The sequence below is a fragment of the Alterluteimonas muca genome, assembly GCF_021191595.1.
GTDB lineage: Bacteria > Pseudomonadota > Gammaproteobacteria > Xanthomonadales > Xanthomonadaceae > Luteimonas > Luteimonas muca.
In genome coordinates this window covers 52,483-71,367 of the sequence record NZ_JAIWPS010000001.1, presented here as the reverse complement: position 1 = coordinate 71,367, position 18,885 = coordinate 52,483, and the positions used below count along the sequence as shown (strand labels likewise).

Annotated in this window: 20 protein-coding genes; 7 read left to right on the top strand and 13 right to left on the bottom strand. The window is 71.4% G+C overall.

Going from position 1 to position 18,885, the window contains the following annotated elements:
• Window positions 1–113 precede the first annotated feature (113 nt).
• Together LDO11_RS00355 and LDO11_RS00350 are read left to right on the top strand one after the other, a co-directional pair.
• Window positions 114–827: an SDR family oxidoreductase gene (locus LDO11_RS00355; protein ID WP_232139743.1), complete on the top strand. Its 714-nt coding sequence runs from the start codon at window positions 114–116 to the stop codon at window positions 825–827.
• 52 nt (window positions 828–879) lie between these two features.
• Window positions 880–1,344: a tRNA (cytidine(34)-2'-O)-methyltransferase gene (locus tag LDO11_RS00350; protein WP_232139742.1), complete on the top strand. Its 465-nt coding sequence runs from the start codon at window positions 880–882 to the stop codon at window positions 1,342–1,344.
• A 5-nt stretch (window positions 1,345–1,349) separates the two neighbouring features.
• Here LDO11_RS00350 and LDO11_RS00345 read toward each other — a convergent pair whose 3' ends face one another.
• On the bottom strand, window positions 1,350–1,670 hold the full coding sequence (locus LDO11_RS00345) for a DUF6122 family protein (RefSeq protein WP_232139741.1): 321 nt from the start codon (window positions 1,668–1,670) through the stop codon (window positions 1,350–1,352).
• 300 nt (window positions 1,671–1,970) lie between these two features.
• Here LDO11_RS00345 and LDO11_RS00340 point away from each other — a divergent pair, with 300 nt between their 5' ends.
• A complete protein-coding gene (locus tag LDO11_RS00340; RefSeq protein ID WP_232139740.1) occupies window positions 1,971–2,618 on the top strand; it encodes a DNA-3-methyladenine glycosylase in 648 nt (215 codons plus the stop codon).
• A gap of 26 nt (window positions 2,619–2,644) precedes the next feature.
• Here the strand turns inward: LDO11_RS00340 and LDO11_RS00335 are convergent, their stop codons facing one another.
• Window positions 2,645–3,472, bottom strand: coding sequence for an OBAP family protein (locus LDO11_RS00335; protein WP_232139739.1), 828 nt, complete (start codon window positions 3,470–3,472; stop codon window positions 2,645–2,647).
• A gap of 290 nt (window positions 3,473–3,762) precedes the next feature.
• Between LDO11_RS00335 and LDO11_RS00330 the strand changes: the two genes are divergently transcribed.
• On the top strand, window positions 3,763–4,338 hold the full coding sequence (locus tag LDO11_RS00330) for an outer membrane beta-barrel protein (protein WP_232140301.1): 576 nt from the start codon (window positions 3,763–3,765) through the stop codon (window positions 4,336–4,338).
• 789 nt (window positions 4,339–5,127) lie between these two features.
• Here the strand turns inward: LDO11_RS00330 and LDO11_RS00325 are convergent.
• From LDO11_RS00325 to LDO11_RS00305, 5 genes are all read right to left on the bottom strand, one after another.
• On the bottom strand, window positions 5,128–6,150 hold the full coding sequence (locus tag LDO11_RS00325) for an NAD(P)H-dependent glycerol-3-phosphate dehydrogenase (RefSeq protein ID WP_100323855.1): 1,023 nt from the start codon (window positions 6,148–6,150) through the stop codon (window positions 5,128–5,130).
• A 3-nt stretch (window positions 6,151–6,153) separates the two neighbouring features.
• Window positions 6,154–6,672: a protein-export chaperone SecB gene (secB, locus tag LDO11_RS00320; RefSeq protein WP_129134750.1), complete on the bottom strand. Its 519-nt coding sequence runs from the start codon at window positions 6,670–6,672 to the stop codon at window positions 6,154–6,156.
• A 79-nt stretch (window positions 6,673–6,751) separates the two neighbouring features.
• On the bottom strand, window positions 6,752–7,186 hold the full coding sequence (locus LDO11_RS00315) for a rhodanese-like domain-containing protein (RefSeq protein WP_232139738.1): 435 nt from the start codon (window positions 7,184–7,186) through the stop codon (window positions 6,752–6,754).
• Window positions 7,187–7,273: 87 nt separating this feature from the next.
• Entirely contained in the window at window positions 7,274–7,696 is a 423-nt protein-coding gene (locus LDO11_RS00310) for a hypothetical protein (protein ID WP_232139737.1), read from the bottom strand.
• A gap of 34 nt (window positions 7,697–7,730) precedes the next feature.
• Window positions 7,731–8,228 carry a YiiD C-terminal domain-containing protein gene (locus tag LDO11_RS00305; protein ID WP_232139736.1) on the bottom strand — a complete coding sequence of 166 codons (498 nt, stop codon included), beginning with the start codon at window positions 8,226–8,228 and terminating at the stop codon, window positions 7,731–7,733.
• 52 nt (window positions 8,229–8,280) lie between these two features.
• Here LDO11_RS00305 and LDO11_RS00300 point away from each other — a divergent pair, with 52 nt between their 5' ends.
• Window positions 8,281–9,057, top strand: a complete 777-nt coding sequence (locus tag LDO11_RS00300) for a uroporphyrinogen-III synthase (protein ID WP_232139735.1) — start codon at window positions 8,281–8,283, stop codon at window positions 9,055–9,057.
• A 93-nt stretch (window positions 9,058–9,150) separates the two neighbouring features.
• On the top strand, window positions 9,151–10,404 hold the full coding sequence (locus LDO11_RS00295) for a heme biosynthesis protein HemY (protein ID WP_232139734.1): 1,254 nt from the start codon (window positions 9,151–9,153) through the stop codon (window positions 10,402–10,404).
• A 193-nt stretch (window positions 10,405–10,597) separates the two neighbouring features.
• Here the strand turns inward: LDO11_RS00295 and LDO11_RS00290 are convergent, their stop codons facing one another.
• Window positions 10,598–11,875 carry an acetyl-CoA C-acetyltransferase gene (locus tag LDO11_RS00290; protein WP_232139733.1) on the bottom strand — a complete coding sequence of 426 codons (1,278 nt, stop codon included), beginning with the start codon at window positions 11,873–11,875 and terminating at the stop codon, window positions 10,598–10,600.
• An 89-nt stretch (window positions 11,876–11,964) separates the two neighbouring features.
• On the opposite strand from LDO11_RS00290, the gene LDO11_RS00285 reads away from it, so the two are divergent.
• Window positions 11,965–12,846 carry a hypothetical protein gene (locus LDO11_RS00285; RefSeq protein WP_232139732.1) on the top strand — a complete coding sequence of 294 codons (882 nt, stop codon included), beginning with the start codon at window positions 11,965–11,967 and terminating at the stop codon, window positions 12,844–12,846.
• A 60-nt stretch (window positions 12,847–12,906) separates the two neighbouring features.
• Here LDO11_RS00285 and LDO11_RS00280 read toward each other — a convergent pair whose 3' ends face one another.
• The 5 genes from LDO11_RS00280 to LDO11_RS00260 all read right to left on the bottom strand — a co-directional run bounded on the left by LDO11_RS00280 (window position 12,907) and on the right by LDO11_RS00260 (window position 18,776).
• Window positions 12,907–13,554 carry a superoxide dismutase family protein gene (locus LDO11_RS00280; RefSeq protein WP_100323861.1) on the bottom strand — a complete coding sequence of 216 codons (648 nt, stop codon included), beginning with the start codon at window positions 13,552–13,554 and terminating at the stop codon, window positions 12,907–12,909.
• A 58-nt stretch (window positions 13,555–13,612) separates the two neighbouring features.
• Window positions 13,613–14,164: a superoxide dismutase family protein gene (locus tag LDO11_RS00275; RefSeq protein ID WP_232139731.1), complete on the bottom strand. Its 552-nt coding sequence runs from the start codon at window positions 14,162–14,164 to the stop codon at window positions 13,613–13,615.
• 199 nt (window positions 14,165–14,363) lie between these two features.
• On the bottom strand, window positions 14,364–15,773 hold the full coding sequence (gene ntrC / locus LDO11_RS00270; RefSeq protein ID WP_232139730.1) for a nitrogen regulation protein NR(I): 1,410 nt from the start codon (window positions 15,771–15,773) through the stop codon (window positions 14,364–14,366).
• Complete coding sequence (locus LDO11_RS00265; RefSeq protein ID WP_129134742.1) at window positions 15,766–16,833, bottom strand: two-component system sensor histidine kinase NtrB; 1,068 nt, start codon at window positions 16,831–16,833, stop codon at window positions 15,766–15,768. Before LDO11_RS00265 ends, ntrC begins: the two co-directional genes overlap by 8 nt.
• A 1,205-nt stretch (window positions 16,834–18,038) precedes the next feature.
• Window positions 18,039–18,776 (bottom strand): N-acetylmuramoyl-L-alanine amidase, encoded by a 738-nt coding sequence (locus LDO11_RS00260; RefSeq protein ID WP_232140299.1) that lies wholly within the window; start codon window positions 18,774–18,776, stop codon window positions 18,039–18,041.
• Window positions 18,777–18,885: the final 109 nt, after the last annotated feature.

The following is an 18,885-nucleotide window of genomic DNA, read 5'->3' as shown; positions in this document are numbered from 1 at the left end:
GTCCGGGCGGACGGTCGATGGACGCCGATGGTAGCCGCCACGATCACCGCATCGCACCCGCCACTGGTCATTGCCCACATGCCCTTGGCGCCGCCGGCAGGCACACTCTCGGCATGAACAGCCAACCGTCCCGCCACGTCCTCGTCACCGGTGCCAACCGCGGCATCGGCCTGGAGTTCACCCGCCAGCTGCTGGCCCGCGGCGACCGCGTCGTCGCCACCGCACGCGAGCCCGGCAGGGCCACCGCGCTCAACACCCTGGCCGGCGAATATCCCGGCCACCTGCACGTGCTGCCGCTCGACATCACCCAACCACGCGCTCACGCGGAACTGCTGCGCGAGCTGCCGCTGGTCCTGGAAGACGCGTACATCGACCTGCTGATCAACAATGCCGGCGTGCTGCATTCGGGCGAACGCTTCGGCGCGCTCGACCTCGACAACCTCGAACACAGCTTCCGCACCAACGCCGCCGGGCCCTACCTGCTGACGCAGGCACTGGCGCCGCAGCTCGCCGACGGCGCGCGGGTGGTCAACATGTCCTCGCGCATCGGTGCGATCGGCCTGACCACGCGCTTCGGTACCCCCAGCTATGCGATCAGCAAGGCCGCGCTGAACATGGCCACCGTGCTGCTGGCACAGGCACTGTCGGTGCGCGACATCGTGGTGGTGGCGGTCAGCCCCGGCTGGGTGCGCACCGACATGGGCGGCGAACAGGCCGAGGTGGCGCCCGAGGATGCGGTGGCCGGGCTGCTGGCGCGGGTCGACGACCTGTCGATGGCCGACTCCGGCAGCTTCTTCGACTGGCAGGGCGAGCCGATCCCCTGGTGACCGCGGCGCGGTAACGGGTGCGACACTTGCGCCCCCGCCGGTGACCACGCGCATGTTCGACGTCCTGCTCTACCAGCCCGAGATCCCGCCCAACACCGGCAACGTGATCCGCCTGTGCGCCAACACCGGCGCGCGCCTGCACCTGATCCGCCCGCTGGGCTTCGACCTCGACGACCGCCAGCTCAGGCGCGCCGGCCTCGACTACCACGAGTACGCGACGCTGAAGGTCCACGACTCGCTGGAAGCCGCGCTGGCGTCGCTCGCGCCGCCGCGGCTGTTCGCACTGTCGACCCGCAACAGCACGCGCCACGACCAGGTGCGCTTCGAGGCGGGCGATGCCTTCCTGTTCGGCCCGGAAACCCGCGGCCTGCCCGATGACGTGCTTGCCGGCATTCCCGCCGGGCACCGGCTGCGGCTGCCGATGCGACCGGACAATCGCAGCCTCAACCTGTCGAATGCGGTGGCGGTGGTGGTGTTCGAGGCCTGGCGACAGCACGGGTTCGCGGGTTCGGTGTAGCGCCGCTACATCAGCACGCAGTCGATCGCGTCGAGCACGATGTGGATGACCAGCCCGGTGCCGAACCAGCGGGTGCGCCGCGGCACCATCAGCGCGGCATACACCCCCACCGCGGGCCAGGTGTGCAGCGGATGGAAGCCGATGCTGCAACGCCCCGGGGCATAGACGGGGTCCGCGAGCAGGTGGTCGATATCGATCAGCCAGCCCGCCAGCATCCAGATCGCGGCGCGCCGCCAGTGCTCCGGCCACACGATGCGCGCGACCGCCAGCGGCACCAGCACGTGCAGCAGCAGATGGAGGACCGGGCGCAGTTCGAGATCGGGCATGGCAGGACAGTGCAGCTGTGCGGGAACGTCATCATCGCAGTGCCGGCGTTTGCCGATGCATGGCTTTCCATCCAGATCGCGATGGTGTCTTCAGGCGCCTGCCGGGTGTTTCGCCGACCAAGGCGATATCGGGCGCCGACTCGGCGGAATACCCGGCAGGCGCCCCTGCGTATCCGTCTTTCATCATCCCGGAGCCCCGAACACCCTCCGGCGCAGGCGCCCTACGTGGGGCTGATGGCCGTTGACCCCGCAGCCACCCGCATCCGTGCAGGCTGCACATCCCACCCACACAGGATGCGCATGCCCTTTCCATTGCCCGCGCACTGGACGCTGCTGCCACGCGACTTCTACCGCCGCCATCCAACGGAAGTCGCACCGCAGCTGCTCAACAGGATCCTTGTGCGCAATGACGGCCGCGCCGGCCGCATCGTCGAGGTCGAGGCCTATGCCGGCAGCGAGGATCCCGCCGCGCATTCGCATCGCGGCCCGACCCGGCGCAATGCCACGATGTTCGGCGAGCCCGGGCACCTGTATGTCTACTTCACCTACGGCATGCACTGGGGCAGCAACGCAGTGTGCGGCGATGTCGGCGAGGGCGCCGGCGTGCTGCTACGGGCAATCGAACCGCTGCAGGGGCTCGACCTGATCCGCGCCGCACGGCCAGGCGCGCGCCGCGACCGCGACCTCGCCAACGGCCCCGGCAAGCTCTCGCAGGCGATGGGCATCACCGGCGACTTCGACGGCGCCGACCTCGTCGCGCCCGACCGCGGCATCGCCATCGTCGACGATGGCACCCCGCCGCCCGCAACGCCTGCGGTCGGGCCGCGCATCGGCATCAGCCAGGCCATCGATTTCCACTGGCGCTGGCACGTGCCGGGTCATCCGCACGTGCCGCGTTGGCGGCCGCATCCATCAGCCCCGCGCAAGCGGCGGACGCCACCCGAGTGATGGCCTGACCGCTCCGGTCGGACCTCTCACTCCGCGGGTGCGGTGGCCTCCCCGCCGGTCTGCGAACTCGCATTGCGCTCCGCGGGATCGGTCCCCGCCGATGGCGTCGCACCACCGCGACCGTGCTCGTGCCCGGTGGGATCGTCGAGCTGGATCACGTTGCCCTGCTCCCACGCGTTCGCACCCGGCAGCACCGGCGGCGCGACGATATCGGCGCGGCGCTCGCGCTTGGCGTGACTGTCCACCCCGAGGCGCTCGTCGCGCGCGGCCACCATCGCCGGGTCGGACTGGCCATCGGCGGTAAAGCCCATCATCAGCTGCGGCACGCCGTACGGCAGTTCCTTGTCGAGGTCGGTATGCCAGGTGTGCCAGGTCTTGCCGTAGGTGCCGACGAGCTTCTCCATCAGCTCGTCCTCGGCAATTTCCGGAATGCCGGGCGCGACCAGCGTGCCCGACTTCACTTCGTACGAATGGCTGTGCCACAGCGGCTTCTCGCTCTCGGGCAGCGCCGCGAACAGCCGCTCGCTGACGATGTACTCCACCCCCATCAGCTTGGCGTCGCCGACGTTGCCGTCGTAGATCACGCACTGGATGACGTCCTCGTTGAGGTGCGAGCAGTAGTGGTGCGCCTCCATCTGCGCCTCCATCCGCCCGTTGTAGAAGTGGAAGCCGTCGAGGTAGGCATTGATCGCATCGATCGGGGGCTTGTCCTGCAGCACCGCGGCACCGGCTTCGAGCACCCGCGTCTTCGGCGATTCGTCTGCCCCGGGGGTGTCCACGGCGGATTCGGTGTCGCCGCCGCCACAGGCAGCAAGACCGAGGGCGAGGATCACGGGGCAACAGATACAGCGCATGGCGGGCTCCACGGGAAGACAGGTCGGGCGAGCACAGGGCTCATTCCGCCGATTCTTCCGGGCCCGCCGTCAGTCACCCGTGATCGCAACTGAACAGTTCCGGAAAAGTTCCTGTACTGCGCCGTACACAATTCAGGGCACGTTGGCCCCCAGTCAGCAAAATGACGCCCGTCGGTCCGGAAGGCCGGTGCGCAAGTTCGTTCGTCTGGATTCGCGCTCCCTCCCTCCCGTCCTCCCGGGCCGGCCCTCTTTCAGCCGCTTCCATTCAAAAGGCGCTCCGAATGTCCCGAATCAAGGCTTCCCTGCTCGCCCTCGGCCTGGCCGCGGCCCTGCCGTTCGCCGCGTCCGCGCAGTCGGCATCCGCGCTGTCCTACAACTATGTCGAAGGCGGCTACGTCTCCACGAATTCGGACCTTGATGCCGACGGCTTCGCCGCGCGGGGTTCGGTTGCGTTCCACCCGAACTTCCATGTGTTCGGTGGCTTCCAGCGTCAGGACGTCGACAACACCCCGGTCGATTTCGACGAGTGGCGCATCGGCATCGGCTACAACCACGGCATCTCGCAGAACGCCGACCTGGTCACCCGGGTCGCCTACGAGAAGTTCGATGCCGGCCGCGACATCTTCGGCAACCGCTACGACCCGGACGGTTTCAGCGTCGAGGTCGGCCTGCGCGGCGCGCTGGCTCCGCAGCTCGAAGGCTATGCGATGGCCGGCTACGAGGATTACGGCGATTTCTACGGCGACGATTTCTACGGCCGCCTGGGCGCACAGTGGAAGTTCACCCCGAACTGGGGCGTGTCCGGCGACGTGAAGTTCGCCGGCGGCGACACCCAGTGGTTCGTCGGTCCGCGCTTCACCTGGTAAGCACCAGCACAGGGCAATACCCCGCGGGAGCTCCCTCCCCGACCCGCGGGACACGTCGCAAGATCTCTCTCCCCCGATATGCGACGTTCGACCCGGCTGGAAACAGTCGGGTCTTTTTTTGGGTTCTTGTCGCGATCGAGGGACTTCCATCCGAGCGCGGAGCCTCGCGCCCGGAAGCCCGGAAGCCCGAGAGCCCGAGAGCCAAGCCAGAGCACGGGCCGGTTGGGTGCGCGGGCAGCCCGCCGCGGCCACAGGGGGATGCCCAGCCGGATATCTCCGCGTCCTGCTACCACATCCGGCCGCCGGCCATCCATGGCCGGCTCTGGACATCCCCCTGTGGCCGCGGCGGGCCCGAACCGTCGTCGCGTCTGAAAGAAGGTCAACAGCGAATAAGGTCAGGCCGTCGCGCAGTTGACGACTTCGGCTGCCGCCGTTGTTGACCTCCGTGCCGGTCCGAGGAACCAAGGACGGAAGACTGTCGACCAGTGAGCGCCCAAGCTGTGGTCGGTTGCAGGCGACACCGGCAGTAACCCGCTGTTGCTCTCCGCCGGAGCGGCGAATGCAGGAGCCCGTCGCGTGCATCGGGGGGTGTGCGGACGGCCGGCCGTGGTAGCTGGACGCGGACTCCGGCCGGGGGAGCACACCCCCCGGCGCGCGCGCCGGGCAGCGCGGGGCAAAACGGGGCATTCGCCAGGACCCGGGTAGTCAAGCTGCATGGCCATCGCCCCCGGCGTCCGGGGAAGACCTTCCGTTGCTGCCTGCAGCGGCCCCACGGGCACCGCCCCCAACTCAGCCGAACAGCTTTGCCGGGTATTCGGACTTGCGCTCGCGGGCCATCAGGCGGGCGACGCCTTCGGCGGGGGTGATGTCGCCGTGCAGGACATCGCGCACGTTGGCGGCGATCGGCAGGTCGACGCCATGGCGGTCGGCCAGGCGCATGACCTCGTCGGCGGTCTGTACCGACTCCACCACCTGGCCGATCTCGCGCACCGCTTCCTCCAGCGGCTGGCCGCGGCCCAGTGCAAGCCCGAGGCGGCGGTTGCGCGAGAGGTCGCCGGTGGCGGTCAGCACCAGGTCGCCCAGCCCGGCCAGGCCCATCAGGGTTTCCGGGCGGCCGCCCATCGCCATGTTGAGGCGCAGCATCTCGTTGAGACCGCGGGTCACCAGGCCGGCGCGGGCGTTGAGGCCCAGGCCCATGCCGTCAGCAACGCCGGTGGCCACCGCCAGCACGTTCTTCATCGCGCCGCCAAGTTCGGCGCCGCTCATGTCGCTGCCGGTGTAGGCACGGAAGGCCGGGCCGTGCAGCACCCCGGCCACCTGCTCGGCGAAGGCCTCGTCGTGCGCATGCACGGTGAGCGCGGTCGGCAGCCCGAGCGCGACCTCCTTGGCGAACGACGGGCCGGTCACCACCGCCAGCGGCACGTCGGGGCCGAGCACCTCGGCGGCGACCTCGTGCAGGAAGCGCCCGGATCCGGGCTCGAAGCCCTTGGTCGCCCAGGCCACGCCGGCAGCATGCGGGCGCAGCGGCGCGATCGCGCGCAGCGTTTCCGCGAACGCGTGCGATGGCACCACCACCAGCACCAGGCCGGCCCCGTCGAGGGCGCGGCCGAGGTCGGCGGTCGCACGCAGGGACTCCGGCAGGGCGATGCCCGGCAGGTAGCGGGCATTGACGTGGTCGCGGTCGATTGCCTCGACCGCCTGCGCATCGCGTCCCCACAGCACGGTGGGGACGTCATGGCGGGCGATCAGGGCGGCGAGCGCGGTGCCCCAGGAGCCCGCGCCCAGCACCGCGACATGCGGTCGCGACACCATCGGTCAGGCGTTGCCGACGATCTCGGTGCCGTCGCCGGCCTGCTGGCCGGAGCGCTGGCGCAGGCCTTCGGCATACAGCGCGTCGAAGTTGATCGGCTGCAGCAGGAACGGCGGGAAGCCACCGGCCTGGATCAGCTCGCCCAGCAGCTGGCGCGCGTACGGGTACAGCACGTTCGGGCAGTGGGTGCCGAGCATGGCGTCGAGCACGTTGGGCTCGAAACCGGCCAGGCCGAACACGCCGGCCTGCGCGACTTCGGCGACGTAGACGGTGTTGTCCTCGGCCAGCGAGCAGGTCAGGGTGATCTTGAGCACGACCTCGTAGCCGTTGTCGCCCACCCGCTGCACGCTCTGGTTGAGGCTCATGTTGAGCTGCGGCTGCGCCTGCTCGTTGAAGATCTGGGGCGCCTTGGGCGACTCGAAGGACACGTCCTTGACGTAGATCTTCTCGACGGTGAACTGCGCGCCGGCGGGCTGCGCGGGGGCGGCGGCGCCATTGGCGGCGACGTTGTCTTGCTCGGACATGGTGGACTCCAGCGGAATTCGGGTAGTGGGATCGGAAAGGATCGATTATGGCACCGCGACCGCGGCGCGCCGGGTCTGCTCAGCGGCCGCGCTTGAGCGGCAGGTCGGCCTGCTGCCAGGCGCCGATGCCGCCCTCGAGCACGTAGACCTGCTCGAAACCGGCCTTCTTCAGCCGCTTGGCGGCCGTGTTGGCGGTCTGGCCGGTCTTGCACACCAGCACCACCGGCAGCGCGCGGGCCGCGGCGAGCTGTTTGTTCTCGGGATCGAACTGGCTCATCTGCACGTTCTTCGAGCCGGGGATATGCCCCTTCTCGAAGTCGCCGCTGGGGCGCAGGTCGACCACCAGCGCGTTCTCGCGGTTGACCAGCACGGTCAGCTCGGCGGGGCGCAGACCCTTGAAGCCGCGCGTCAGGCGGGCGATCTCGGTCCAGATCAGGGCCAGCGTGATGCCGACCAGCGCCAACGCGAGCAGGTGGTTGCGGCCGGCAAATGCCAGCAGTTCTTCGAAAGTCACGGGATTCGGTTACTGCAGACGACGGGCGGCGATTGTCGCCCAGCGCGCGGCGGGGCGCAAAACACCGGGTGATGCGCGGACGCGGCGCTACTCGCCGGCCCAGAAGTCCGGCAGCCCGCCGGCCAGCCACCAGCGACCGGCCTCGGCGTCGTAGCGCCACTGCTCGGTGTAGCGCACGGTGCGCTCGGCCATGGTGTGGCGGTTGATCACGCCGATCTGGATCTCGCGCGCGGCGGTGCTCTCGCCCGGCTGCGTGGCGAGTTCGCGGTAGCCCGAGATCTGGATCTGCTCGTAGCGCTGGAACTCGAGCTCGCTCATCGGGTGCGCTTCGCGCAGCTCCGGATCGACGAGGTTCCAGGCACCCTCGAAATCGCCCCAGCGGATCGCCGCCGAGTACATGTACTGCATGCGTTCGAGTTCGCTGGTCTTCTTGCCGGCGGTGGCGCAGCCCGCCAGCAGCAGCGTGCCCAGCATCAGCGCCACGATCGTGCCCCACCGCATCCAGCGCATCGCATGCATCCCGTTGTTGGTCCCCGCCGGCATGTTAGTCGGCCTGCCCCGGCGCGGAAACCGGCGCACGCAGGATCGCCGCGTAGCGCAAGCGTGCCTCGGTGGCGATGCCACCGTCGGGCAGCGGGACCGAAGCGACCAGCCAGGTGCTGGCGCGGCCGCGCGTACGCAGGGTGTCGATGAAGCCCGGCCACGTGCCCTCCTCCAGCCGCGCCTGCGCGTGGAGGTCGGCGAACAGCGGGGCGCGGTAGCGCACCTCGGTGGCGGCGACGAAGACATCGGCGTCCAGCCCCGCCGCCTCCACCTGCAGGGTCACCAGGCCCCAGGCGGCAAGGGTCGCCAGCGACACCAGGCTGCCGCCGAACGCGCAACCCTTGTCGTTGACGTGCGTGGCCAGCGGTGCCGACAGCCGCAGGCAGTCGCCGTCCCAGCCGGTGACGCCGACCTGCATCGCCGCGACCGGCGGCATGCCGTCGAAGTGCGCCTGCAGGCGCTCGAGGGCGGCGGGGTCGGCAGTGATCGGTGCGGTCATCGGAACTCCTGTCGCGGTTGCGGGACGTCGGCCCAGGCACCAAGCTGCGGCCATGCCGCATGCCAGTGTTCCCGCCGTGCCCGAGCGGCCGGCATCCTACGTGATCTCGCTGCGCCCGGCGGGCGAACACGCGACCCTCGAGCGCGCCGCCGCCGCCCATGGCCTGGGCCTGATCGCGCTCTCGCCGTGGCGGATCGTGCATCGCGACGATCCCGCGGCACGTACCGCGCTGGCCGCCGCGCTCGATGCGCCGGTGACGGTCTTCACCAGCCCGCCCGCGGTGGCCGCCGCCGCCGCGCTGATGCCACTGGGCGGTGCCGGCGCGCGCCTGGCCGTGGGGGCCGGCACCTGCGCGGCCTTGCGCGCCGCCGGCGTCGCCAACGCCGCCGCGCCCGAGCGCCAGGACAGCGAAGGACTGCTGGCGATGCCCCAGGTGGACGCCGCCGCGGTGCGCGGCCGCATCGTCGGCCTGGTGACCGCCCCGGGCGGCCGCGGTCAGATCGCTGCCGAACTGGTCGCGCGCGGCGCCCGGGTGGTGCGCGCCGATGTCTATGTGCGTGATCCGCTGCCGCTCGACACTGCGGCGATCGCGCAGCTGCTCGACACCGGTGATGCCCCGCTGCTGCTGCCGCTGACCAGTGGCGAGGCGCTGCAGCGCGTGCTCGAGGCCTTGCCCGGGCCCGCCGCGCGCCGCCTGCGCTCGGCACAGGTGGTTGCGGCCAGCGAACGCCTGGCCGACCTCGCCCGTGCATCGGGCTTCGCCCACGCGCGCGCGGCCCACAGCCCGCAGCCGGAAGCGCTGCTGGCGGCGGCAATGGCGTTGCCCTGAGCGGGCGATGCCCCGTCGCGCATTCATTCTCCGCAGACAGGGCGCGCACTAGCGTGGCGTGGCCCAAGTCCTTCCACTCGGGGAGCGCCTTCCATGACTGTCCTTCGCAACGTGCTGTTCCTGCTGGTACTCGCGGTGCTGGGCGCGTTCATTGCGCACATGCTGCTGTCGGGCGACACCGGCCATGTGCTGGTGCGCTATGGCGGCTACGACTACACCGCCAGCCTGGTCGAGGCGATCGGCGTCGCGCTGCTGGTATTGCTGGCGCTGTGGCTGGTGTGGGCACTGCTGAGCTTTCCGTTCCGCACCTGGAACCGGCGCCGCGACCGCCACGCGCGCCTGCGCCTGCCCGAGGGCATGGTCGCCCTGCACGAGGGCCACTACAGCCGCGCCGAGAAGCTGCTGGCCGAGGCGGTCGATGACCCCGACACCGAGGCCGCGGCACGCATCTCCGCGGTGCAGGCGGCATGGGCGCGCGGCGACGGTGCCGCCGCGCGCCGTGGCCTGGAGGGTTTCGGCGACCGGCATCCCGCGGCACGCGCCATCGCCGCCGCCGAGCTCGCGCTGGCCGACGAACGTCCCACCGATGCACTGGTCGCGCTGGACACCCCCGCGGCGCAGCCGTTGCCGCCACGCGGGCTGGCGTTGCGCGCGGAAGCGCTCGCCGCGTCCGGCCAGGCGATGCAGGCCTACGAACTGCTCGGTGCCTTGCGCCAGCAGCACGCCCTGCCGAAGGAGCGGCTCGACGATCTCGAGGCACGCTGGGCGGCCGCGTCGCTGCGCGAGGCCGAGGACGAGAACCTGCTGGCATCGCGCTGGGAGGCACTGCCCAAGGGCGTGCGTGCCGACGCACCGGTGACCGCCGCCTATGCCGAACGCGCGGCCGCACTGGGCTGGCAGGAAGCCGCCACCCGCAGCCTCGAACAGGCGCTGGACACGCGCTGGGACGAGAAGCTTGCGATCCGCTATGGCGCATTGCCGTTGGGCCGTAGCGAACACCGCATCGCCACCTGCGAGCGCTGGCTGGCGAAGCACCCGGGCAGCCCGGCCCTGCTGCTGGCACTGGCACGGCTGTCCGCGGAGCAGTCGCAGTGGCAGCGCGCCGAGGATTACGCGCATCGCGCGATCGACCAGGGCGCCGGCACCGGCGCCTGGGAAGTGCTGGGCGATGCGTGGCTGGCACAGGGCGACGAGGGACGTGCCCGCTATGCCTACGCGAATGCGCTGCGCGCCGGCCGCGGACAACCGGTGGCCGCACTGCCGCCACGCGACAGCGGCGCCGGCACGGTGATGCCGCTGGATGGCGAGGTGATGCGCGACCGCGACCTGGATCCGCCGCTGCGGTAGCGGCTCGCGTGACGCCGGCGCATGTCGGTGGGCGGGTGCGGCACCGCCAGCAGCACCGATAGGGCGTGGCTGCTGCCGGCTGCTCACGCTGAGAGACAGGAACCCGCGGGCGCCCCGCTTGCCCGGGCTCCGGAAACATCGATCTCTCCGGGAAGTCGACACCCGCGTCCGCTTACGCGGCACGGGTGAGCGACTAGCGTTCGAGGATCGCCACCACGCCCATGCCGCCGGCGGTGCAGATCGACACCAGGCAGCGGCCGCCGCCGCGCTCGGCGAGGTGCTTGGCCGCGGTGGCGATGATGCGCGCACCGGTCGCGGCGAACGGATGGCCGGTCGCGAGCGACGAGCCCAGCGGATTGATCTTGGCCGGCTCGATGCGGCCCAGCGGCGCATCCAGGCCCAGCCGGTTGCGGCAGTAGTCGGCGCTCTCCCACGCACGCAACGTGCACAGCACCTGCGCGGCGAACGCCTCGTGGATCTCGTAAAAATCGAAATCCTGCAGCGTCAGCCCATTGCGACGCAACATCTCGGCGACCGCCACCGTGGGCGCCATCAGCAGGCCTTCGCCATGCACGAAGTCGACAGCGGACACATGCGCATCGCGCAGATATGCCAGCGGAACATGACCATGCGCGCGTGCCCATTCGTCGCTGGCCAGCAGGCAGGCGGCGGCGCCGTCGGTGAGCGGGGTGGAGTTGCCGGCGGTGAGCGTGCCGCGCCCGGAGGCACGGTCGAATGCGGGCTTCAGCGTCGCAAGCTTCTCGATCGAGGTGTCCGGGCGCAGGATGTTGTCGCGCGCGACGCCGCGGAAACTCACCACCAGGTCGTCGAAGAAGCCGCGGTCGTAGGCGGCGGCGAGCTTGTGGTGCGAGGCGGCGGCGAGCTCGTCCTGCGAGTCGCGCGAGATGCTCCATTCCTTGGCCATGTCCTCGCAGTGCTCGCCCATCGACTTGCCGGTGCGCGGCTCGGCGACGCCCGGGAAGTCCGGCTTGAGTTCGCGCAGGCGGAAGCCGCGGAACGCCGCCAGCTTGTCCTTCGGGGTCTTGGCCGCATTCGCCGCCAGCAGGCGCCGGCGCAGGGCGCGGCCGTAGACGATCGGCACATCGGAGGTGGTGTCCGCGCCACCGCCGATGCCCGATTCGATCTGGCCGACGGCGATCCTGTTGGCGACGGTGATGATCGAATCCAGCGAGGTGCCGCAGGCACGCTGCAGTGTGATGCCCGGGGTCAGTGCCGACAGCCCGGACGACAGCGCCGCCTCGCGGCCGAGGTTCCAGTCGCTGGAGTGCTTGATCACCGCACCCATCGCGACCTCGCCCAGCTGCTGCCCGTGCAGGCCGAACTTCTCCACCAGCGCGCCGAGGGTCCTGACCGACATGCCGAGGTTGCCGACGTCCGCGTAGGCGCTGTTCTGGCGGCAGAAGGGAATGCGGACGCCACCGAGAACGGCGACGGGACGACCTGACGGCATCGGGAGCTCCTCGGGGAGAAGGTGCCTGTCGACCTTGACGGGCATAATGCGATCGAGTTTAACGCCGCCGTACGGGACGTCCAATCGACATGCCAGACTCCGCGCTGAATCCCGCACCGGTGGTGCGCGCCGCACTCGCACTCGAACTCGGCGACGTGCGCGCGCAGGGTCCGGACACGCTCGCACAGGCGGATGCCGGTGCCCTGGGCGAACGCATCGCGCGCGACCTCGCAGGCTTCGTGCCTGCCGCGGCCGGGCTGGACCTGATCACCGTCGGTGCCCACTACGACCCGGTGGAACTGCTGCGCCCGGGCTGGCCGCTGCATGACGAACTCGACCAGCTCGCGGCGCGCGCGCCGGGCGAGGCCGGGGGCCGAGTCATCGCATTCGGTGCCCACGAAGGCCGCCTGCCGGGTGCGTTGTCACCGGCACCCGAGCACGCTGGCGGCCCGCTGCGGCTGGTCCCGCTGGTGCTGCGTGGCGACGCCGGGACCACCGCGGCGGTGGCCGATGCGTTCGAGCGCGAACTGATGGAGACCGGCATGGCCGGCGCGGAAACCGCGCTGCACGCACAGGAGGTGTTCGGCCTCGCCATCGAACACGCGCGCTACCTGACCGCGCACGACCTGCTGGCGATGACCGCATTGCAGTACGAACACGCCGGCATCGCGCCGCTGTGGCCGGTGCTGGAGGTCGCGCTGCTGTCACCGGCCGACGAGGCCTCGCTGGATGCCGCACCCGAGCCGCTGGTGCACTACACCGGCGGCGAGGCGCGCATCGCGCTGTTCTCACCCGCGGCGTGGCGCGCACGCTATGCCGCCGGCGAGGACGACGAGGCGCGGCTGCAGCGGGGATGGATGCACTTCGAGGCGCGCCAGCGCCAGTTCGACGCGGTGCTGCGCGCGCACGGCGTCCCGGTGCGCTTCGACCACTGCCCCGACGACGCCGACCCGCGCAGCGTGGTCGGCTGAGGTCACCGGCACCGGCGACACGACCGCCCTCTCCCGCGTACGGAAGAGGGCGGCAACGCATCAACGCCCGGCGCTTGCCTCGATCACGCCACACGCCAGGCGGTCACCGGCGTTGCCGGTCGGCTGGGTGGTGTAGTCGTCGGGGTTGGCATGCACGATGACCGCCTTGCCGACGATGTCGGTGGGTGCGCCATCGCCCAGCGTGGCACCGGCCAGCAGATGGTCGGCGCTGGCCACGCCCTCGTCGTTGGCCTGCAGGTTGTCGCTGTCGCCGGCGTGGTGGTCGCCTTCGCCGGCGCGCCCGTGCGGCTGCGAGGTGGGGTTGAAGTGGCCGCCGGCGCTGGTGGCATCCGGTGCGCTGCAGTCACCGTTCTCGTGCACGTGGAAGCCGTGCTCGCCGCCCGCGGGCAGGCCGCGCACGTCGCCGCTGACGCGGATGCCGTCGCCCGAGCGGGTGAAGCGCAGGTTGCCACTGACGTCGTTGCCGGCGGTCGGAGCAAGGGTGACGGTCGCGGCCATCAGGTCGTTGACGCCACCCATCATCTGCGCGTCGGCATTGGCGGCCGGGTCGGCGGGGGATGTCGCCAGCGGCGCGGTCTGCGGCGAGGCCGACGGCTGGTCGGCGGCCATTTCGCCTTCGCCACGGTCGGCCGGCGAACACGCGGCCAGAGCGGCGACGAGCGGGGTGAGCAGCAGGATCCTGCGCATGGGGAACTCCGGTTCGGGACTGGGCACCCGGTATACCGCAAGCGGCGTTGCCGCGCAGTCAGCGCACCACGCGGATCACCCCGCAGGCCACCCGTGCGCTGAAGGATCCCGGCGTGGCTCCGGAGACCACCAGCGCGCGCCCGGCGATGTCGTTGGCCGCGCCGCCGCCAAGCACCGCACCCGGCACCTGCAGGTCGAAGCGCGCCACGCCCTCGGCGTCGGCGACGATGCGCAGCGTCCCGGCGCCGGCCACCACCCCGCGCTGGTCGGCGCCGGCTGCGGGATCGAAATAGGCGCCGGCGCTGCCGGCATCGGCGGCGCTGCAGTCGCCGCGCTCGTGCACCTGCAAACCATGCGCGCCATTGCGCACCAGCCCGCCGACCTCGCCGGTGACACGCACGCCACCGTCGGCCGCGAGCAGCGACGCACGTCCACTGACCAGGCTGCCGGACGCCGATGCCAGCGGCACGAATGCTTCCTGCGCGGTGCCGACCGTGGCATGCACCGGCGGTGGCGGCGTTGCAGCCACCGGCGGTGGCGACGTGCGCGGCGCACCGGCACAGGCGGACAGCAGCAGGACGGCACACGGAAGACCGGGACGGAAGTTCATGACGGTAGTCGGGGCATGCGGGAGGGCGTCGAAGATAGCGCCGTCGGCGACAGGCAGGATGAAGCGGGTCCCAGTGCGTTGCTCCCGCCCAGCGCGCTATCTCTGCGTGCGCACCTGATGGGCCGCATCCGGCTGTCGGCGCTTCGGCGACTTCCGTTCCAGTCGCGGCATACGCAATAGCCCGCGCTTGCTGCAACGGCTACCGCGCAGGCCGCCGTGGGCCGAGCTTGCGGGTGAGCGTGTTGCGGCCGAGCCCGAGCCGGGCCGCGGCTTCGCTGCGCCGTCCGCCGGTGTGTTCGAGTGCGGCGTCCAGCAGCACCTGGTCCAGCCGCTCACGTGCCTGCGCATGCAGGTCGGGTTCGCCGGCGGCCAGGCGTTCGCGCGCCCAGGCCGCGAGGGCATCGCCCCATGTCACCGCGATCCCGCCACCGTGCGCCGCACGCCCGGGCGACAGCGCGGCACGCACGTCGCCCGCGCCGATGACCTCCGCCGGTGCCAGGGCGGCCAGCCGCCAGCACAGGTTCTCCAGCTCGCGCACATTGCCGGGCCAGTCGTGCGCGCGCAGGCGCTCGCGCGCGCCGGCGTCGAGGCGCTTGACCGGTGCCTGGAACCGTTGCGCCGCAGCGGCGAGGAAGGCGTCGGCCAGCGTCGGCACATCGTCGCGGCGCTCGCGCAGCGGCGGCAGGTGCAGGCGCACCACGTCGAGCCGGTGCAGCAGGTCGGCGCGGAAACGGCCGGCAGCGACCAGCGCGTCGAGGTCCTGATGGGTGGCGGCGACCACCCGCACGTCGACGCGGATCAGCTCGCGGCCACCGACGCGGAAGAATTCCGCCTCCGCCAGCACCCGCAGCAGCCGTGTCTGCAGCGGCAGCGGCATGTCGCCGATCTCGTCGAGGAACAGCGTGCCGCCATCGGCCTGCTCGAAGCGGCCGATATGGCGCTTGTGGGCACCGGTGAACGCGCCGGCTTCGTGCCCGAACAGTTCGCTTTCCAGCAGTTCCGACGGCACCGCGGCGGTGTTCATGGCGATGAAGGGCCGTCGTGCGCGCGGCGACTCGCGGTGCAGCGCGCGCGCCACCAGCTCCTTGCCGGTGCCGGTCTCGCCGGTGATGAGCACGTTGAGCGGCGCCTGCGCGAGGCGCCCGATCGCGCGGAACAGCTCGCGCATCGCCGGGGTGTCGCCGATCAGCGCATCTGCGCTGCTGTCGACGACAGGCGTGGCGGCCGCCGGCATCGCCGCCGGGCGCAGCGTGCGCGCGGCCAGCGCCACCGCGTCATCGAGGTCGAAGGGTTTGGAGAGGAATTCGTGCGCGCCACCGCGGAATGCCCCGGCGGTGCTGGCGACGTCGGTATAGGCCGACATCACGATCACCGGCAGCTGCGGCCGCGCGGCCTTCAGCCGCTCGAGCAGCACCAGGCCGTCCTCGCCGGGCATGCGCACGTCGGTGAACAGCAGCTGGGGCGGCGGCCGTTGCCCCAGCGCGCCGAGCGCGGCGGCGGCGCCGTCGAAGGCCGACACCTCGTAGCCGGCCTCGCTGAGCGCGGCGGCCAGCACGAAGCGCACCGCACGGTCGTCGTCGACCACCCAGACCTGCGCGCCATCAGCCATCGCCCTGCATCTCCTCGTGTGCTGCGGCCAATGGCAGCAGCAGGGTGAACACGGTATGGCCGGCGCGCGAGCGGTAGGCCAGCGACCCGCGGTGCTCGCGCGCCACCTGCTGCGCGACCGCCAGCCCGAGCCCCGTGCCGTCCGCGCGGCCCGACACCAGCGGCAGGAACACCTGCTCGGCAAGTTCTTCCGGCACGCCGCGGCCGTCGTCGACGATCTCCAGCCGCAGCGCGGGCGCGGGCGGTGCATCGGCGATGCGCGCCGCATGTTCGATGCGGGTGCGCAGGGTCACGGTGTCGGCGCCGGCCTGGATCGCGTTGCGCACCAGGTTCCACACCGCCTGGGTCAGCCGCGCGGAATCGCCGTCGAGTTCCGGCAGGCTGGGGTCGTAGTCGCGCACCAGGCGCACGCCCCAGCCGGCATCGCTCTCGGCCAGCCGCAGCACCCGCTCGAGCACGGCGTGGATGTTGAGCGGCACGTGCGGCTGCGGCGGAGTGGGCTCGAGCAGGTCGTCGACCAGGCGTGCAAGGCGGTCGACCTCCGACTGCACCAGCGCGACCAGTTCGCGGCTGTCGTCGTCCTGCGCGCGCCGCGCCAGCAGCTGGCCGGCGCCCTTGATGCCGGCCAGCGGATTGCGCAGTTCGTGCGCGAGGCCACGCAGCGCCGCCGACAACGCACTCGGCAACACCCGCAGCGGGTCCTCGCCGGGGAATTCATCGACCGGATGCGCCTCCAGCAGCCAGCCGCCATCGGCCTGCGCGCTCAGCCAGACGTCGGCAAAGCGCGGCGACCCGCCCGGCAGGGCCAGCGCGAGGCGGCGCAGCCGCAGCGGGGCGTCCAGCGGTCCGCCGCGTTCGAGCACGTCGGCCAGCCGTGCCGGCGACTCCGCGTCCAGGGCCGCCAACGGGGTGCCGATCACCCGCCGCACCGCGACCCCCAGCCAGCGCGCGAACGCGTGGTTGCAGCCGGCCACGCGCCCGTCCGCGCCGGCCCAGGCCAGCGGCGTGGTCAGGGCATCGAGTTCCGGCGCAGCAGGCGGCGGTGCGGGATCGGCGGACATTGCACCATCGTAGTGCAGCACCGGGCGGTGCGATCGCCGCGGCACGACATCGGGGCAGGCATGGGCCGCTCCTGGGTGGCGGGCGACGCTTGCGGGCCGTGCATTCCGCAAGGTCCGGCATCGATGGCGAAAAAAGCGCCATCGATGGGCTTGGCGACCCGGGCCACGGGGTCTGCAACGCGGGCGCCGGCGGAAAAACGGTCACGGGTCGCGCTCGAATCGCCGCGAATGGCGCTTTTTTCGCCACGCATGGCGCTGCGTGACGCTTCTGGTGCGTCCAACTGCGCCGTCGATGGCGCTTTTTTCGCCATCGGCGGCGCGTGGAGTGCGGCGCGCGACGCTCGCGGCGCCAGCGCTGACGCTCCAGGTGCGGAGGCCGGCGCTTTTTCCGCCATCGATGGCGTTGCGGCATGGCGCGCTCGTACGCGTTTCCCGGAGTGCGGGGGATGGCGGTTCCTCGCGTCTGAGCGTGCGCGAGCTGCTCCGGTGTGACCCGCGCTGCCCGTCGCGCGCATCGGGGGGTGTGCTTCCCCGGCCGGAGTCCGCGCCCAGCTACCACGGCCGGCCGCCGGCCATCCATGGCCGGCTGGGAGCACACCCCCCGATGCACGCGACGGGCCAGAACGTTCGTGGGTTTCGGCACGGAGAACGGGGCCGGTGGTCTGCAGTCGTCCGCGATGGCACACGCTGGACTCCCCGGCTACCGCATGGAAAGCGGCGGCGGTTTTTGCTGAAGCCGTCGCCCAACACGCTCATGCGTCGGCAGTTGCGGCATGAAGGTCAACAGCGCGGCAGCCGAAGTTGGTCACTGCCACGACGGGTCTGGGGCTCTTCGCCGTTGACCTTCTTCCCGACTCGACGCCGTGTCGGTGCCCGCCGCGGACGCAGGGGGATGTCCAGAGCCGGCCATGGATGGCCGGCGGCCGGATGTGGGAGCAGGACGCGGAGATATCCGGCTGGGCATCCCCCTGTGGCCGCGGCGGGCCGCGTGGACTGCCCTCAGGCGGAAGAAAGCTTGAGAAAAGCTTCTCTCCAGACGAGACGCGAACGCCTGCTGCTGGAGTGTTCGTGCGTGCGTGAATTGCTCCGTTGTGCTCTGCGGTACCCGCCAGAAATGCCCTGCTCTGGCTCTGGCTCCGCCCGGGCTCGCATCGAGCGTGTCCCCGAACGGGCAACGCCGAACCCGGCACCTCCTCCCAGCCGCGCTACCGCGCCGGCACGGGCTCGTGGCGGGTCAGCGCATGCAGGATGCGCAGGTCCTCGGCGTCCAGGGTGTCGGCGCTGTCGCCGCGGAAGCGCATGCGGTAGCTGCGGATCGTCGCGGCCGGGTTGTCGAGCGGGTAACCGAGCAGGCGCAGGGCAAGCAGCGGATCGAAGCCTTCCGGTGCGGGCGGTGCGTCGGCATCCGGCCACACGCCGAAGCCGGCTTCGGCCAGGCGCTGCCAGGGGAACAGCGGACCCGGATCGACCTTGCGCCCGGGGGCGAGATCGGAATGGCCGATCACGTGCGTGCGCGGGATGCGCAGGCGCGTGGTGAGGTCGTCGAGCAGTGCGATGAGCGCGTCGATCTGCGCATCGGCGAACGGGCTCTGGCCGTCGTTGTCGAGCTCGATGCCGATCGAGGCGGAATTGACGTCGCTGATGGTGCCCCAGCTGCCCGCACCCGCGTGCCAGGCGCGACGCTCGTCGGCGACCAGCTGGTACAGCGTGCCGTCGGCGCCGATGAGGTAGTGCGCGCTGACCGGGCCGAAGCGGTTGCCGGTGCGCAGCGTGTGCAGGCTCTGCGCGGCGGAGTCCTGCTCGGTGTAGTGGACGACGATCAGCGTCGGCCGGCGTGCATCGTGGTTGGGTGATTCCACCCACTGCGCCATCGGGTTGCGCGGCGGGGCGTGGCTGCAGGCGGCGAGGAGTGCGATGCAGGAGGCAAGCAGGAGCGTGCGGATCACGGTGCGATGCAGTCCGGGAAGCGGGGGTGCACCGGTATAGCGCAGGCAGGTGCCGGCGGCCAGTCGGGCCCCTTCCGGCGCTTCGCGCCACCTTCTCCCGCATGCG